The sequence below is a fragment of the Streptomyces sp. NPDC037083 genome, from assembly GCF_055606485.1.
Genome location: NZ_JBVJSQ010000010.1, coordinates 86,455 through 100,372, shown reverse-complemented (window position 1 = coordinate 100,372; position 13,918 = coordinate 86,455). Strand labels below are relative to the sequence as shown.

Sequence of the window (13,918 nt, the reverse complement as noted above, 5' to 3'; positions counted from 1 at the left end):
ACGCGCCCGTATCAAGGAAGGTTTCTTCATGAATCGTTCGCAGAAAACTCGCACATACGACCGTTTCGCCGGCTCCTCCGCCGGGCGTTTCGGCGGTTCGCGCCGCTCCCCCGGCCGCGGACACCGACAGGCCGCGCCGCAGGGCGAATTCGCCCTGCCGAAGACGGTCACCCCGTCGCTGCCCGCCGTCGAGTCGTTCGCCGACCTCGCCCTGCCGGCCCCGCTGCTGGCCGCGCTCGGTCAGGAGGGCGTGACCGTGCCGTTCCCCATCCAGGGGGCGACCCTGCCGAACTCGCTGGCCGGCCGTGACGTGCTCGGCCGCGGCCGCACCGGTTCGGGCAAGACCCTCGCCTTCGGCCTCGCCGTGCTGGCCCGGACGGAAGGCCGGCGTGCCGAGCCCCGACGGCCGCTCGCCCTGGTCCTCGTCCCCACCCGCGAGCTCGCCCAGCAGGTCACCGACGCGCTGACCCCGTACGCCCGCTCCGTGCGGCTGCGGCTGGCGACCGTGGTCGGCGGAATGTCGATCGGCCGGCAGGTCGCCGCGCTGCGCGGCGGCGCCGAACTCGTCGTCGCGACGCCGGGACGGCTCAAGGACCTCATCGACCGCGGCGACTGCCTGCTCGACGACGTCGCCGTCACCGTCCTGGACGAGGCCGACCAGATGGCCGACATGGGCTTCATGCCCCAGGTCACCGCGCTGCTCGACCAGGTGCGCCCCGACGGGCAGCGGATGCTGTTCTCCGCCACTCTGGACCGCAACGTCGACCTGCTCGTCCGCCGCTATCTCAGCGACCCGGTGGTCCACTCCGTCGACCCGTCGGCGGGCGCCGTCACCACGATGGAGCACCACGTGCTCCACGTGCACGACGCGGACAAGCACCGCACCACCACCGAGATCGCGGCACGCGACGGCCGGGTGATCATGTTCCTGGACACCAAGCACGCGGTGGACCGGCTGACCACGCACCTGCTGAACAACGGCGTGCGCGCCGCGGCCCTGCACGGCGGCAAGTCCCAGCCGCAGCGCACCCGCACCCTCGACCAGTTCAAGAGCGGGCACGTGACCGTGCTGGTGGCGACCAACGTCGCCGCGCGAGGCATCCACGTCGACAACCTCGACCTGGTGGTCAACGTGGATCCGCCCAGCGACCACAAGGACTACCTGCACCGCGGCGGACGCACCGCCCGGGCCGGCGAGTCCGGCAGCGTCGTCACCCTGGTCACCCCCGCCCAGCGGCGCGGCATGACCCGGCTGATGGCCACGGCCGGCATCTCCCCGCAGGTCACCCCGGTGCGTTCGGGCGAGGCCGAGCTGAGCCGCATCACCGGCGCGCAGACGCCGTCCGGCATCCCGGTCGTCATCACCGCCCCGGCCGTGAAGCGTCCCCGCCGTGCCACGTCGTCCTCCTCTTCCTCGGCTTCGGGTTCGCCCTCCGGCTACCGGGGCCGTCGCGGCCGCGGCGGCGCGGGCCGGCCCGACCGGGACCCGGCGCAGCGCAGGACGCAGCGGCGACCCGCCGTCGATCCGGCTGCCTGAGGCCTCGTCACCGTCCCGCCCGCCGCGACCGCCCCGCCGCGCCACGGCGCTCGGGGCGCTCGCGGCAGGCAAGCTCATCCATCTCGGCAGGAGGCTTTCTTTGACACCGGTTCGGACGCGACAGCACCGGGCGGACTCCGCCCTCACGACCAGGGTCCACGACGTCGAGGTGGCCGGTCCCCGGGTCCTCGACGACATGACCGTCGAGGTGGCCCTCTCCCTGATGGCCGGCGCCGGAGTCGAGTACCTCCTCCTGTGCGACAGGGACGACCAGCTCACGGGCGCGGTCAGCCGCGCCCGGCTCGCCGTCTTCCGGGACGGTCCCGCGTACACGGACCGGGTCCGTCTGCGGGACGTCCCCGGCACGGACGACGTCCTCTCCCGCCTCGCCTGACCTGTCCGCGTCCCGGCCGGTCCGTTCCCTTCTTCCTCCTGGGAGGCATCACATGCGCTGTGTCATCGCCCGCTATCCGTTCGACCTGACCAAGCACGGAGTGCTGGACTCGATGAAGGGGATCCCGCCCGAGATCGTCACGGGCGAGTCCGTGACGATCGGCCGCCGCCGCTACCCCGTGAAGCAGGTCGGCGAGGTCATCACCCGGCAGGACCGGCGCGACTTCACCGGCGGCGAGGTCGTCCGGGCCATGGTCCGCCTCGGCTTCACCTGTCACGCCCGGCCCGACGCCGTCCCGCCCCGGTTCGCCCTCACCCCGCTGCAGACCGCGTCGGAGCTGCTCGGCAGCCCCGGGCCGCAGCCCGTCTGAGGCGGAACCGGCTCGCCTTCCACGCCGACGTCGAGGCACTGTCGAGCCGCGTTCGCGCAGCCGCGCCGCGCCGCCCGCGAAGCAGGCCGGAAACCCCGGGAACCCCGGGCGGGTGTCGCGCGCCCGACGGACGGGGCGCATCAGGAACATCGCCCGGAAATCGTCACGCCCGCCGCGCGCCGGAGATCACGGCCTTCGAACCGCGTCCGTTCCCCGCGTTCGGGCTGCCGATGACGCTCCGAGCCGCCGGCGGCCGATGAGTTTTCCCGGCGCGCGCGTCCTATGAGTGACGGGCGCACAGGGGCGCCCCTGTGCGAGGAGCGGACGAGTCATGGCGAAGAGCCTGGAGAACAAGGTCGCGGTCGTCTACGGCGGAGCGGGTGCGCTCGGCGCGGGAGTCGCCAGGGCGTACGCGGAGGCGGGGGCGCGGGTGGTCCTCGTCGGCCGTACGGAGGAGACGCTGCGCCAGGTGGCCGCCGAGACCGACGCCGAGTACGACGTGCTCGACGCGCGCGACGAACAGGCCGTCGAGGCCCATGCGACGGCCGTCGTCGAGCGGTGCGGCCGGATCGACGTCTCCTTCAACCTCGTGCCGCGCGGCGACCTCCAGGGCGTGCCGCTGACCGAGATGTCGGTCGACGACTACACCCGGCCCGTCGTGCAGGGCATCGCCTGCCAGTTCGTCACCGCCCGGGCGGCTGCCCGCCGGATGACCGCGCAGGGGTCGGGCGTGATCCTCTCCCTGAACAGCGGGTCGGCCAACGGCACCCCGATGCTGGGCGGGACGGGCGCGGCCGACGGCGCGCTGGACGCGCTGATCCGCCAGTTCGCGCAGGAGGTCGGGCCGGCCGGCGTGCGCGTCTGCGGGATCTGGACCGCCGGCGTCGTCGACACCCTCACCCCGGAGAAGCTGACGGCCGCGGGCGCCCCGGCCGCGGACGAGGCCGCGGTGGACGGCATCCGCTCCCACCTGGACGGTCTGCGGATGACGAGGCGCTCGCCGCGGATCGCGGACATCGCCGCGCTGGCGACGTTCCTCGCCTCCGACGCCGGCGTCGCCGTCACGGGCACCTGGGTCAACGCCACCGCCGGGATGTTCCCCAGCTGATCCCCGGCTGACGCGGGCGTTACGCCCGGACGTACGAGAGGGGGACGCTTCCGCGACAGGGCAGCGCGTTCCCCGAACTCGGCGGCCGCTTCGCCGACATGGGCTTCGACCCGGCGCGCTCCGCACCCCGGAAACCGGCCGTCGTGACCGGGCCGGGCCGGGTGAGCGGCCGCGGACGCCGACGGGCGGCGCACGCCGGCCCGGTGCCGGGGTGCGCCGCCCTCGGGCGGAACGGTGTGCGGGGGCGGCCCGCGCTGTCACCGCGCCTACTTCGGGTCGCGGTTGAACTTCGAGGCCGACCAGAAGTAGCCGAGCACGGCGAGCCCCAGGCACCAGGCGACGGCGAGCCACCCGTTGTGGCCGATCTCGCTGCCGAGCAGCAGACCGCGCAGGGTCTCGATGGCGGGCGTGAACGGCTGGTACTCGGCGATCGGCCGGAACCAGCCCGGCATCGCGTCGACCGGGACGAACGCGCTGGACAGAAGCGGCAGCAGGATCATCGGCAGCGCGTTGTTGCTGGCCGCCTCGGCGTTGGGGCTGATCAGACCCATGCCGACCGCGACCCAGGTCAGCGCCGTGGCGAAGAGCACGAGCAGTCCGAACGCCGCCAGCCACTCCAGGGCCGTGGCGTCCGTGGAGCGGAAGCCGATGGCCACGGCGACGGCGCCCACGAGGACCACGCTCATGACCGACTGCAGCACACTGCCGACGACGTGACCGATGAGCACGGCGCCGCGGTGGATCGCCATGGTGCGGAAGCGGGCGATGATCCCCTCGGTCATGTCGTTGGAGACGGACACCGCGGTGCCGATCACGGTGCTGCCGACGGTCATCAGCAGCAGGCCCGGAACGATGTAGGCGATGTAGGCGGAGCGGCCGGCGCCGCCGATGCCCGCGCTCATCACGTCGCCGAAGATGTAGACGAAGAGCAGCAGCAGCATGACCGGGGTGAGCAGCAGGTTGAGGGTGAGGGACGGGTAGCGCCGGGCGTGCAGGAGGTTGCGGCGCAGCATCGTGGCCGAGTCGCGCACGGCGAGGGAGAGCCGGGCGGGGCGGGCGGGTGCGAGGGGCGAGCTCATCGGACAGCCTCCTTGGACTGGTTCGGCTGGGCGGGCAGGTCGGGGCCGGTCAGGGCGAAGAAGACGTCGTCGAGGTCGGGGGTGTGCACGGTCAGCTCGTCGGCCTCGACGCCGGCGCGGTGCAGCCGGTCGAGGATGGCGCGCAGGTCGCGCTGGGTGCCGTCGCTGGGGATCTGCAGCGCCAGCGCCGCGTCGTCCCGGACGGCGTCGCTCACGGCCGAGGCGGCGCTCCGGTACGCGGACGGGTCGGAGAAGCGGAGCCGGACATGGCCGCCGGGGATCATCCGCTTGAGCTGCTCGGCGGTGCCCTCGGCCGCGATCCTGCCGTCGTGGAGCACGGCGATGCGGTCGGCGAGCTGGTCGGCCTCCTCCAGGTACTGCGTGGTGAGGAAGACCGTGACCCCGCCGGTGACGAGTTCGCGGATGATCTGCCACATGGTGTGCCGGGAGCGCGGGTCGAGACCGGTGGTCGGCTCGTCGAGGAAGATGATCCTCGGGTCGCCGACCAGGGTCATGGCGATGTCCAGGCGGCGTTTCATGCCGCCGGAGTAGGCGGCGGCGGGCTTCTTCGCGGCCTCGACCAGGTCGAAGCGCTCCAGCAGCTCTGCCGCGACCCGCCGGCCCTCGCTCTTCGACAGGTGGTGCAGGTCCGCCATGAGGAGCATGTTCTCCTCGCCGGTGATCAGGCCGTCGACGGCGGAGAACTGCCCGGTGACGCCGATCGCGGCGCGGACCGCCTGGGGGTCGGCGGCGAGGTCGTGGCCGCCGACCCGGATCTCGCCGGAGGCGGGGTCGGGCGAGACGAGGGTGGAGAGGATCTTGACCGCGGTGGTCTTGCCGGCCCCGTTCGGGCCGAGCAGGGCGAAGATCGTCCCCTCGGGGACGGTCAGGTCGACGCCGTCGAGCACGAGCTTGTCGCCGTAGGACTTGCGCAGTCCGTTCGCCGCGATGGCCGGGCTGGTCATGAGGGGTGCTCCTTCGGAGGCTGTGGGGCCGGAGGCCGCCGGGTCAGAGGCTGCGGGCGGTGATGTCGCCGTGCGAGGTGGTCGCGTGGATGGTCAGACCGGCGGCCGCGCCGTCGGCGTTGTGCAGCGCGTTGTCGATCCGGCCGTAGGAGGTGCCGGCGTTCAGGGACGCGGAGACTCCGCGGGCGGCGCCGATCGTGATGTCGCCCTTCTGGGTGCTCAGGGTGACCGTGCCGCTCCCGGCCTCGTCGACGCGGATGTCGCCCCGCTGGGTGCTGATCTCCGCGGGACCGCCCAGCCGGCCGACCGCGATGTCGCCGTCGAGGACGGTGAGGCGGACGCCGGCGGCCTCGTCGAGCTTGATCGGGCCCTGCGCGCCGTCGACGGCGACGTCTCCGAGCCGCCCGACGCCCCGGAACTCGGCGGCGGCCGCCTTCGCCTCGACGTGGGATCCGGCGGGCAGCTGGACGGTCACCTCGACGGCGCCGGAGGGGCCGAAGAGCTGGTTCTTCGCCTCGGGGGCGGTGATCCGCAGGACCCCGTCGGCGTACGCGACCTCGATCTGCTCCGCCGCCTTCACGTCACGGCTCCTGGCGGCGTCCGCGGGCCGGACCTCGACCGCGGTGTCGGTCCGGTCGGCGCCGATGAACCGGATGCGTCCCGCGGGGATGTCGACAACGGCGGAGACCGGGGCGGGGGTGTCGAACTTCTGCATCGTGCGCTCCTTCGAGGCGTTGTTTCTGACGATGGAAAAGCTACGTTGCGTTCATGGATTGCTCAACACCTTCGTTGCGCGCGCTGCTAATCATTGCAGCTCAGAGCGCATATTTTGTTGCAATGGATCTGAATGTAATGCAACAAAGAAAGGGGTCTCGTTGCAATGAAATGCCGGTGAACGCTATACTCGGGGGCACCACGGAGCACGAAGGAGACCGCGATGCCGGGAGGCAGGCTCACCCAGCAGGAACGCCAGCGGATCGCGCTGGGACTGGCCGACGGCCTCGCCTACGCCGAGATCGCCAGAGGGCTCGACCGTCCGACCTCGACGATCACGCGCGAGGTGATGCGCAACGGCGGCCCCACCGCCTACCGCGCCGACCTGGCCCAGCGCGCCACCGAACGCCGCACCCACCGGCGCAGGCAGGCCGCGCCCCGGGGCGCCGAGGCGCCCCCGCAGGCCCACGGGCGCGACCCCGAGGCCATGCGCGAGTACGAGGAGGTGTTCACCACGGTCCTCATGGGCTCGGGCATGCCCACGATGACGGCCCGCGTGCTGGCCTGCCTCACCCTCACCGACGACGGCAGCCTCACCGCGTCCCAACTCGTGCAGCGCCTCCAGGTGAGCCCCGCGTCCATCTCCAAGGCGATCGCCTTCCTGGAGAGCCAGGGACTCGTGCGCCGGGAACGCGACGACCGCCGCCGCGAGCGCTACGTCGTCGACGACGACGTCTGGTACCAGTCGATGATGGCCAGCGCCCGGTCCCTCCTCCAGGTCGTGGAGATCGCACGGCAGGGCGTCGGCGTCCTCGGCCCCGGCACCCCGGCCGCCGCCCGCCTCGAGAACATCGCCCGCTTCCTCGACTTCGTCAGCGAGAGCACCACCCGCGCCGCGGAACAGGCCCGCGCGATCCTCAACACGGGACCCGGGACGCCCTCCGCATGACGAAGGCCCGGGTCACGGGACCCGGGCCTTCGTCGGTCGTCAAGCCGTCGTGCTCACATCGGTCACAGCGTCACCTGCCTGCCGCCCAGCGTCACGACGAGACGGCCGTCCGAGGCGAACGACCAGCCCAGGGCGCCCTGGTACGAGGCGCACCGGGAGCCGTTCGCGCCGGTCCAGAACTGGTTGGTGCCGTCGACGTCGCCGATGGTCCTGTCGTGCGACCCGCTCACCGAGAACCTGCACGAGGTGTTCCCGCGGAAGACCGAGGTCCCGGCGTCCCACGAGTAGTTGCGCTGCGCGTTGTCGACGCTGAGGTTGTTCGACACGGCCATGGAGCCCGGGTTGCTGTTGTAGGTGAACCCGTGCTTGCCGTTGTGGAAGGCGATGCTGCGCCGGACGACGTGGTTCACCGCGATGTCGTCGCCGCCGAGCTTGTAGCCGTTGCGGTCGCCGTTGGAGTTCACGGTCCCGTCCGAGAGGGTGCCGTTGTCGTACGACAGCGAGTCCTCGACGGTGACCGGACCGATCGCGCCGGTGTCCGTCTTGGTGTACAGGTCCCAGCCGTCGTCGATGTTGTGGTGGGAGACGGCGTAGCGGAAGACGTTGCCGGCGCCGGTGGTGAGCTTGGCGGCGAAACCGTCGGCGTCCTCGCCGTCGGAGTCGGCGTTGTCGTGCGACTCGGCGCTCAGGATCAGGTTGCCGGACGGCCACTGGCTGCTCGGGGTGGTGGAGGCGATCCGGCCGAGCTGCAGCCCGGTGTCGCGGTTGTACGCCGTCACCGTGCGCTCGATGACGTTGTTGCTGCCGCCGACGTAGATCCCGTTGTCACCGGCGTGCTGGACGCTGATGCCGTACACCCGCCAGTACGACCCGAAGAGCTGCAGTCCCCGGTTCGACGCGCTCTCGCTCTGCGCCGAGAAGTCGAGGACCGGCCGCTCGCCCGGGTAGGCGGACAGGGTGGTGCGGGCGGCGGAGGTGCCGCTGTTGGTCTGCGGGACGGTGACCGTCGAGGAGTAGGCGTACGTCCCGCCGCGCAGGTAGATCGTCCCGCCCGCGGAGACGCGGCCGATCGCCGAGGTGAGGGTGGTCGGCGCGGACTGGGTGCCGGCCGCCCCGTCGACGCCCGTGGGCGAGACGTAGATCGCTCCGTCGGCGGGCGGGGTGGTGCCGCCGTCCGGGGTCACCGCGTCGAGACGGTCGACGTTGGGCAGACCGGCCGAGGTGGTCGGGGCGAGCCGGATCGTGTTGCTGCCGGCGTTCAGGGCGACCGTGAGGGACTTGGCAGCCCAGGTCGACCAGGCGCCGGTGGCCTCGAAGGACGGGGTCTGCACGGCGGCGCCGTTGACGACGAGCGAGGCGGGCCGCGCGTCGGCGGTCCCGTTGGCGAAGCGGACGCTCAGGGTCGCCGTGCCGGCCGTGGCCGCGGTCACGGTGAACTGGGCGTATCCGCCGGTCGAGTTGGCGCCGTTGCAGAATCCGCTGCCGGAGTAGCCGGCCCAGTCGGAGTCGATGGTGCCGGTGCAGACCGCCGGGGAGGTCTCCGCCTCGTAGCGGGCGGTGGCGGCCTGCGCCGTGGTGCCGGACAGCGCGACGAGCGCGCCTGTCACCAGGCTGACGCACGCCATGACGGATCTCAGCTGCATGATCATCTCCAGGAACGGGGCGAGTGCGGGTCGGCCGAACTGGAAAGCGCTTTCTCCCGGAAGCTAGAGCCCTGCCCTGAGCGCGTCAATAGTCGCGTACATGATTCCTGTTCACATGGATGGACGGCATCTTGAGCCCTCAAGGGATTTGTGCAGGAGCCTCACACAGGCTGCACACAGTCTCGCGAATGACTCGTTAGCGTGACGGCCGTTCGATCCCACGTGCGAACGTGACCAGGTCGCGGCCCCCGACGGGGTGACGGCACGTCAACTCAGGAAGACCGCAGATGGACTACTGCTCCTCGTGTCGTCGGCATCTCAACGGCGCCCTGGTGTGTCCCGGGTGCGGGGCCTACGCCCCGGACATCGCTCCGGTCACCGCCCTCGACCGCACCGTTTCGGCCCGGGTCGCACAGCCGATGACGTACACGACGGCGTACGCGGACCCGTCGCCGTGGACCGAGCCGTCCCGTGGTCCGGCGCCCGACCCGGCACTCGACCCGGCGCCCGCAGCGTCCGCCGGCGCGGAGGACGAGCCGTCCGTGGAGCCCGCGCCGTCCGCGCCGCAGGGGCGGGCCGCACGGCGGAGGCAGCTGGCCCGCTGGAAGAAGAACCAGCGCCGGGCCGTGGTCGCGACGGCCGTCGCCCTCGTCGGGGGTGGGCTGACCGTCGCCGCGCTGGGCCACCAGGGCGGCGACCGCACCCAGGCGGCCGCCGCACCGGAGCTCCCCGACACGTCGGCCGGGAAGGAACCCACCTCGGACCACACCCGGCCGACGGTGAGCCGGTCCGACGCGCACCGGCCCACGCCCGGCGCCCGGTCGCAGTCGCCGTCGCCGTCGACCGAGCTCGGGGGCCGGCGGTCCACACCGTCGGGCGCGGACGCCCCCGCCGCCGCGCCCCGGACCCACTCGACGACTCCGTCCGCCCCCCAGCGGGCGACGGGGTCCTCCTCCTACGACGCCCCGGTCACCGCCCCCGGCGACTCGGCCGGGCAGCAGTCGTCCACCTCGGGCACGACCGGCGACACGGGCTCGTCGAGCTCGAACTCGACCTCGTCGGACTCGAACTCGACCTCGGCTTCCGGGTCCGGGTCGGGTTCTGGTTCCGGAGCGGGTTCGTCGTCCTCCCAGACCGACCCCGCACCCGCGGCGACCTCCCCGTCCGAGGTCTGCCTGCTGGGGCTGGTCTGCCTCAGCTGAACCGAACGGCCTGCCTCAGCCGAACCGGACGCCCTCGAGCCCGCCCGCCCTGTCCGGCGGGCGGGCTCGGCCACGTCCGTGAACCCGCCGGAACTTATCCGGTCGGCCGGAAGTTTCTACGTTGCTGTAGATGTCGCCGCACCCGTGGTGCCGGCGCCGAACCGATCATCTGGAGTTCTGATGGCCCTGTGGGACCGCCTCAAAGAGTCCGCGTCGACGATGCAGACCCAGCTCGTGGCACGGAAGAACGACCTCAAGAGCGGCGCCTTCCGTGACGCGAGCATGGCGATGTGCGCCCTGGTCGCGGCGGCGGACGGCACCGTCGACCCCACCGAGCGGCGTCGGGTGGCACAGCTGATCGCCACCAACGAGGTGCTGCAGAACTTCGACGCCACCGACCTTCAGCGGCGCTTCGACGACAACCTGAACAAGCTGACCGCCGATTTCGACTTCGGCAAGGTGAGCGTCCTGCAGGAGATCGCCAAGGCGAAGAAGAAGCCGGCCGAGGCGCGGGCCGTCGTCCAGATCGGCATCGTGATCGGCGGGGCCGACGGCGACTTCGACAAGACCGAGCAGGCCGTCGTGCGGGAGGCGTGCTTCACCCTCGACCTGGCGCCGCACGAGTTCGACCTCTGACGGTCCGCACCGCACACGTCCGACGGTTCGCGTCCGCCACCGCCCCGAGGCCCCCGTCGGGCGGGCTCCGGCCCGCCCCGGCGGTCAGCCGGCGTCCGTCAGGGCGGTCGCCCGGCCGTGGTCGTCCCAGCGGACCTCCAGGACGCGGACGACGGCGTCCCGGTCGAGCGGGCCGAACACGTGCGGGAACAGGGTCCCGGGCCCGACGCCGGGCGGCGGCGCCGGGGCGGCCGCCTCCCACGCGCACCGCGAGGTGAGCCGCTCCTCGTCGAGGACCAGCGCCAGCAGCGGCCGGGGGGCCGTGCGGTAGAAGGCGTTGACGATCGCGAGCGTGGTCTCCTCGTCGGGCGAGCAGTGCACGAACCCCTCCTGCGCGAGGGAGGCCGGCGCGTAGGGCCGGCCGGCGTCGGCGTTCCACTCGTCGAGCGGTACGACGTGATAAATCATGATCCGTTTATACAACGGCACACCGCGGACACGCGGCCCGGAACAGCCGTCCTTCCGCGCCCTATTCGCCCTCGGGGAGTTCGATGATCCGGCCGTTCTCGTCGAGGGTGCGGGTGCTCCAGTAGACGTCCCACTCGTCGCCGACCTTCTCGGGCTCCTTGCCTTTCGGACAGCGGGCCCAGCCCGCCGCCGGTTCCTCGTCGTCGGGCACGCAGTCGCCGCCGCCGCTGTTCACCGCGAGCACCGGGTAGGAGCCGCTGCCGCAGACGGCCTCCTCGATCTGCAGGGAGCAGCCGCTCAGGGCCACCACGGCCGCGAGCATGGCCGGGGCCGCGGCCGCACGGGTGCGGCCCGCACCCGTGCTGCTCCTGGTCACACGCATGACGGCTCCTCTGCTCGCCCGGACGGCTGGACTGCTCGTGTCCTCAGCCTGCCGAGCCGCGGGCCGTTCCTCCTGAGTACGCGTACTCAACCTCGACCCGCGAAGAGACATGCACCACGTTGCACGGGCTCTTCCCGCCGACGTGTGCTACCGTGATAAAAGTGGCAGTTTCGGTTACCAGAGGCTTTTGAGTGCTCTTCGACCATACGTCGACGGGCACTCTTTTTGTTTTTGGGGCTTTCCTGATCCTGCGACGCCGGGTCCGCAAGGTGCGGACACCGGGCATTGCCCCAAAGGAGATACAGCATGGCATCTGGCACCGTGAAGTGGTTCAACTCGGAAAAGGGCTTCGGCTTCATCGAGCAGGAGGGTGGCGGCCCGGACGTCTTCGCCCACTACTCGAACATCGCCACGTCCGGCTTCCGTGAGCTTCAGGAAGGCCAGAAGGTCACCTTCGACGTGACGCAGGGCCAGAAGGGCCCGCAGGCGGAGAACATCCTCCCCGCCTGAACCGTCTGACGTCTGTTTCAAGCGGACGACACGGCCGGGGCCCGCACTCATGAGTGCGGGCCCCGGCTCATGGTGTGTCGCCCTTTCGAGGAAGGTCACGGATGAACCGCAACAGCTCCGTCCGCTCCCGTACGGACCGGCGCCAGGGCGCCCCGTCCCGTTCGGCCAAGGCCGGGCGGAACGGACGCGGGAGCCGTCCCGCCGCGTCCGGCGGTGAGTTCGCCGTGCCCGTCACCCTCACTCCCGCGCTGCCGCCGGTCGAGGCGTTCACCGAGCTCGACATGCCCGAGCAGTTGCTGACCGCCCTCGGAGCCGAGGGCGTGACCACACCCTTCCCGATCCAGGCCGCGACGCTGCCGAACTCGCTGGCCGGCCGGGACGTCCTGGGCCGCGGCCGGACGGGCTCCGGCAAGACCCTCGCCTTCGGCCTGGCCCTGCTGGCCCGTACGGCCGGACAGCGGGCCGAGCCCCGCCAGCCGCTGGCCCTGGTCCTGGTCCCCACCCGGGAACTGGCCCAGCAGGTCACCGATGCCCTCACCCCCTACGCCCGCGCGCTGCGGCTGCGGATCGCCACGGTGGTCGGCGGTATGTCGATCGGCCGGCAGGCGAGCGCCCTGCGAGGCGGAGCCGAGGTCGTCGTGGCCACGCCCGGCCGGCTCAAGGACCTCATCGACCGGGACGACTGCCGGCTGGACCGGGTCGCCGTCACCGTCCTCGACGAGGCCGACCAGATGGCCGACATGGGCTTCATGCCGCAGGTGACGCAGCTGCTCGACCAGGTGCGTCCCGACGGCCAGCGGCTGCTGTTCTCGGCGACCCTGGACCGCAACGTCGACCGGCTGGTGCGCAACTACCTGAACGATCCCGTCGTCCACTCGGTCGACCCGTCCGCGGGCGCCGTCACCACGATGGAGCACCACCTCCTGCACGTGGAGGACGAGGACAAGCACGCCACGACCACGGAGATCGCCGCCCGTGACGGGCGCGTGATCATGTTCCTGGACACCAAGCACGCGGCGGACCGGCTGGCCAAGAAGCTGCTGGCGGTCGGGGTGCGCGCGGCCTCCCTGCACGGCGGCAAGTCCCAGTCGCAGCGCAACCGGACGCTGGCCCAGTTCAAGGACGGCCACGTCACCGTGCTGGTGGCGACCAACGTCGCGGCGCGTGGCATCCACGTCGACAACCTCGACCTCGTCGTCAACGTCGACCCGCCCGGCGACCACAAGGACTACCTGCACCGCGGCGGCCGTACGGCACGCGCGGGCGAGTCCGGCACCGTCGTCACGCTGGTCCTGCCGCATCAGCGCCGCGAGATGACGCGTCTGATGGCCGACGCGGGCATCACCCCGCAGACCACCAGGGTCCGCTCGGGAGGCGCCGAGCTGAGCCGCATCACCGGAGCGCAGACGCCCTCCGGCGTCCCCGTCGTCCTCACCCCGCCGCCCGCCGCCGAGAGCCGGCCCGCGCGCGGCGGCTCGGCGCGCAAGGGCGCGGGCCGCGACGGCTCCCCGCGCGGCGGCGCCGAGCACAACGGCTCCACTCCCCGCCCCCGTCGCGGCCGGCCCGCCCAGGGCCGCCGGCGTCCGGCCGCGGGCGGCGGCGGCGCGGCCGGGCGCTGACGCCGGGCCGCGGCTCAGCAGCCGGCGGCCTCCGCCAGCGTGTGCGCGACCAGCGCGTTGGCATGGCCGTGGCCCAGACCGTGCTCGGTCTTCAGCCAGGCGACGAGCTCCATGTGACGGGTCAGCGGCGAGTCGCGGATCAGGCCCTTCCACTCGTCGATCGGACGGCCGTACTTCTTCTCGATCGACGGGAAGTAGCTCGCGGGGCCCTTCACGGGTGAGGTCATGGTGATCGCGTCCCTTCGTCTGCGTCCGTTGCTGTCCCTCTGTCGACCGACGGCGGGGGCGGAAATGATCGGGCCGTGAACGTGACCCGCGTCACACTTTGGTGCGCGCGGTGCGGACGTCGAGTCTCCCCCGGCC

General features: G+C 72.2%; 16 protein-coding genes. 9 read left to right on the top strand and 7 right to left on the bottom strand.

The features are described from left to right. Positions 1-28 precede the first annotated feature (28 nt). The 4 genes from ACZ7DE_RS25780 (at position 29) to ACZ7DE_RS25765 (ending at position 3,409) form a co-directional block, all read left to right on the top strand. Positions 29-1,537, top strand: coding sequence for a DEAD/DEAH box helicase (locus tag ACZ7DE_RS25780; RefSeq protein ID WP_470765077.1), 1,509 nt, complete (start codon positions 29-31; stop codon positions 1,535-1,537). Positions 1,538-1,637: 100 nt separating this feature from the next. Then, on the top strand, positions 1,638-1,931 hold the full coding sequence (locus ACZ7DE_RS25775) for a CBS domain-containing protein (RefSeq protein WP_470765076.1): 294 nt from the start codon (positions 1,638-1,640) through the stop codon (positions 1,929-1,931). Between the two features lie 52 nt (positions 1,932-1,983). Beyond that, positions 1,984-2,301 carry an SCO5918 family protein gene (locus tag ACZ7DE_RS25770; protein ID WP_470765074.1) on the top strand — a complete coding sequence of 106 codons (318 nt, stop codon included), beginning with the start codon at positions 1,984-1,986 and terminating at the stop codon, positions 2,299-2,301. Positions 2,302-2,632: 331 nt separating this feature from the next. Further along, positions 2,633-3,409 carry an SDR family NAD(P)-dependent oxidoreductase gene (locus ACZ7DE_RS25765; RefSeq protein ID WP_470765072.1) on the top strand — a complete coding sequence of 259 codons (777 nt, stop codon included), beginning with the start codon at positions 2,633-2,635 and terminating at the stop codon, positions 3,407-3,409. A 266-nt stretch (positions 3,410-3,675) separates the two neighbouring features. On the opposite strand, the gene ACZ7DE_RS25760 is transcribed toward ACZ7DE_RS25765, so the two are convergent. The 3 genes from ACZ7DE_RS25760 to ACZ7DE_RS25750 are packed head-to-tail and all read right to left on the bottom strand — an operon-like array spanning position 3,676 to position 6,168. After that, on the bottom strand, positions 3,676-4,488 hold the full coding sequence (locus tag ACZ7DE_RS25760) for an ABC transporter permease (RefSeq protein WP_470765070.1): 813 nt from the start codon (positions 4,486-4,488) through the stop codon (positions 3,676-3,678). Continuing rightward, positions 4,485-5,453 carry an ATP-binding cassette domain-containing protein gene (locus tag ACZ7DE_RS25755; RefSeq protein ID WP_470765068.1) on the bottom strand — a complete coding sequence of 323 codons (969 nt, stop codon included), beginning with the start codon at positions 5,451-5,453 and terminating at the stop codon, positions 4,485-4,487. The genes ACZ7DE_RS25760 and ACZ7DE_RS25755 overlap by 4 nt, the downstream gene beginning before the upstream one ends. Before the next feature lie 43 nt (positions 5,454-5,496). Next, positions 5,497-6,168: a DUF4097 family beta strand repeat-containing protein gene (locus ACZ7DE_RS25750; protein WP_470765066.1), complete on the bottom strand. Its 672-nt coding sequence runs from the start codon at positions 6,166-6,168 to the stop codon at positions 5,497-5,499. Between the two features lie 222 nt (positions 6,169-6,390). Here ACZ7DE_RS25750 and ACZ7DE_RS25745 point away from each other — a divergent pair, with 222 nt between their 5' ends. Beyond that, positions 6,391-7,116 carry a GbsR/MarR family transcriptional regulator gene (locus ACZ7DE_RS25745; RefSeq protein WP_470765064.1) on the top strand — a complete coding sequence of 242 codons (726 nt, stop codon included), beginning with the start codon at positions 6,391-6,393 and terminating at the stop codon, positions 7,114-7,116. A gap of 62 nt (positions 7,117-7,178) precedes the next feature. On the opposite strand, the gene ACZ7DE_RS25740 is transcribed toward ACZ7DE_RS25745, so the two are convergent. After that, positions 7,179-8,759 carry a carbohydrate-binding protein gene (locus ACZ7DE_RS25740; RefSeq protein WP_470765062.1) on the bottom strand — a complete coding sequence of 527 codons (1,581 nt, stop codon included), beginning with the start codon at positions 8,757-8,759 and terminating at the stop codon, positions 7,179-7,181. A 287-nt stretch (positions 8,760-9,046) separates the two neighbouring features. Between ACZ7DE_RS25740 and ACZ7DE_RS25735 the strand changes: the two genes are divergently transcribed. Next, positions 9,047-9,961 carry an SCO2400 family protein gene (locus tag ACZ7DE_RS25735; RefSeq protein WP_470765060.1) on the top strand — a complete coding sequence of 305 codons (915 nt, stop codon included), beginning with the start codon at positions 9,047-9,049 and terminating at the stop codon, positions 9,959-9,961. Between the two features lie 180 nt (positions 9,962-10,141). Beyond that, the gene (locus tag ACZ7DE_RS25730) at positions 10,142-10,597 is read left to right on the top strand and encodes a tellurite resistance TerB family protein (protein WP_470765058.1); all 456 of its coding nucleotides are present in this window, start codon (positions 10,142-10,144) and stop codon (positions 10,595-10,597) included. A gap of 84 nt (positions 10,598-10,681) precedes the next feature. Here ACZ7DE_RS25730 and ACZ7DE_RS25725 read toward each other — a convergent pair whose 3' ends face one another. Together ACZ7DE_RS25725 and ACZ7DE_RS25720 are read right to left on the bottom strand one after the other, a co-directional pair. Further along, complete coding sequence (locus ACZ7DE_RS25725; protein WP_470765056.1) at positions 10,682-11,044, bottom strand: DUF952 domain-containing protein; 363 nt, start codon at positions 11,042-11,044, stop codon at positions 10,682-10,684. A gap of 61 nt (positions 11,045-11,105) precedes the next feature. Continuing rightward, the gene (locus ACZ7DE_RS25720; RefSeq protein ID WP_470765054.1) at positions 11,106-11,426 is read right to left on the bottom strand and encodes an SCO0607 family lipoprotein; all 321 of its coding nucleotides are present in this window, start codon (positions 11,424-11,426) and stop codon (positions 11,106-11,108) included. Between the two features lie 306 nt (positions 11,427-11,732). On the opposite strand from ACZ7DE_RS25720, the gene ACZ7DE_RS25715 reads away from it, so the two are divergent. Together ACZ7DE_RS25715 and ACZ7DE_RS25710 are read left to right on the top strand one after the other, a co-directional pair. Next, positions 11,733-11,936 carry a cold-shock protein gene (locus ACZ7DE_RS25715; protein ID WP_057577999.1) on the top strand — a complete coding sequence of 68 codons (204 nt, stop codon included), beginning with the start codon at positions 11,733-11,735 and terminating at the stop codon, positions 11,934-11,936. Between the two features lie 101 nt (positions 11,937-12,037). Then, positions 12,038-13,555: a DEAD/DEAH box helicase gene (locus tag ACZ7DE_RS25710; protein WP_470765052.1), complete on the top strand. Its 1,518-nt coding sequence runs from the start codon at positions 12,038-12,040 to the stop codon at positions 13,553-13,555. A 14-nt stretch (positions 13,556-13,569) separates the two neighbouring features. Here the strand turns inward: ACZ7DE_RS25710 and ACZ7DE_RS25705 are convergent, their stop codons facing one another. Then, a complete protein-coding gene (locus tag ACZ7DE_RS25705; RefSeq protein ID WP_470765050.1) occupies positions 13,570-13,782 on the bottom strand; it encodes a DUF4287 domain-containing protein in 213 nt (70 codons plus the stop codon). Between the last annotated feature and the right edge of the window lie 136 nt (positions 13,783-13,918).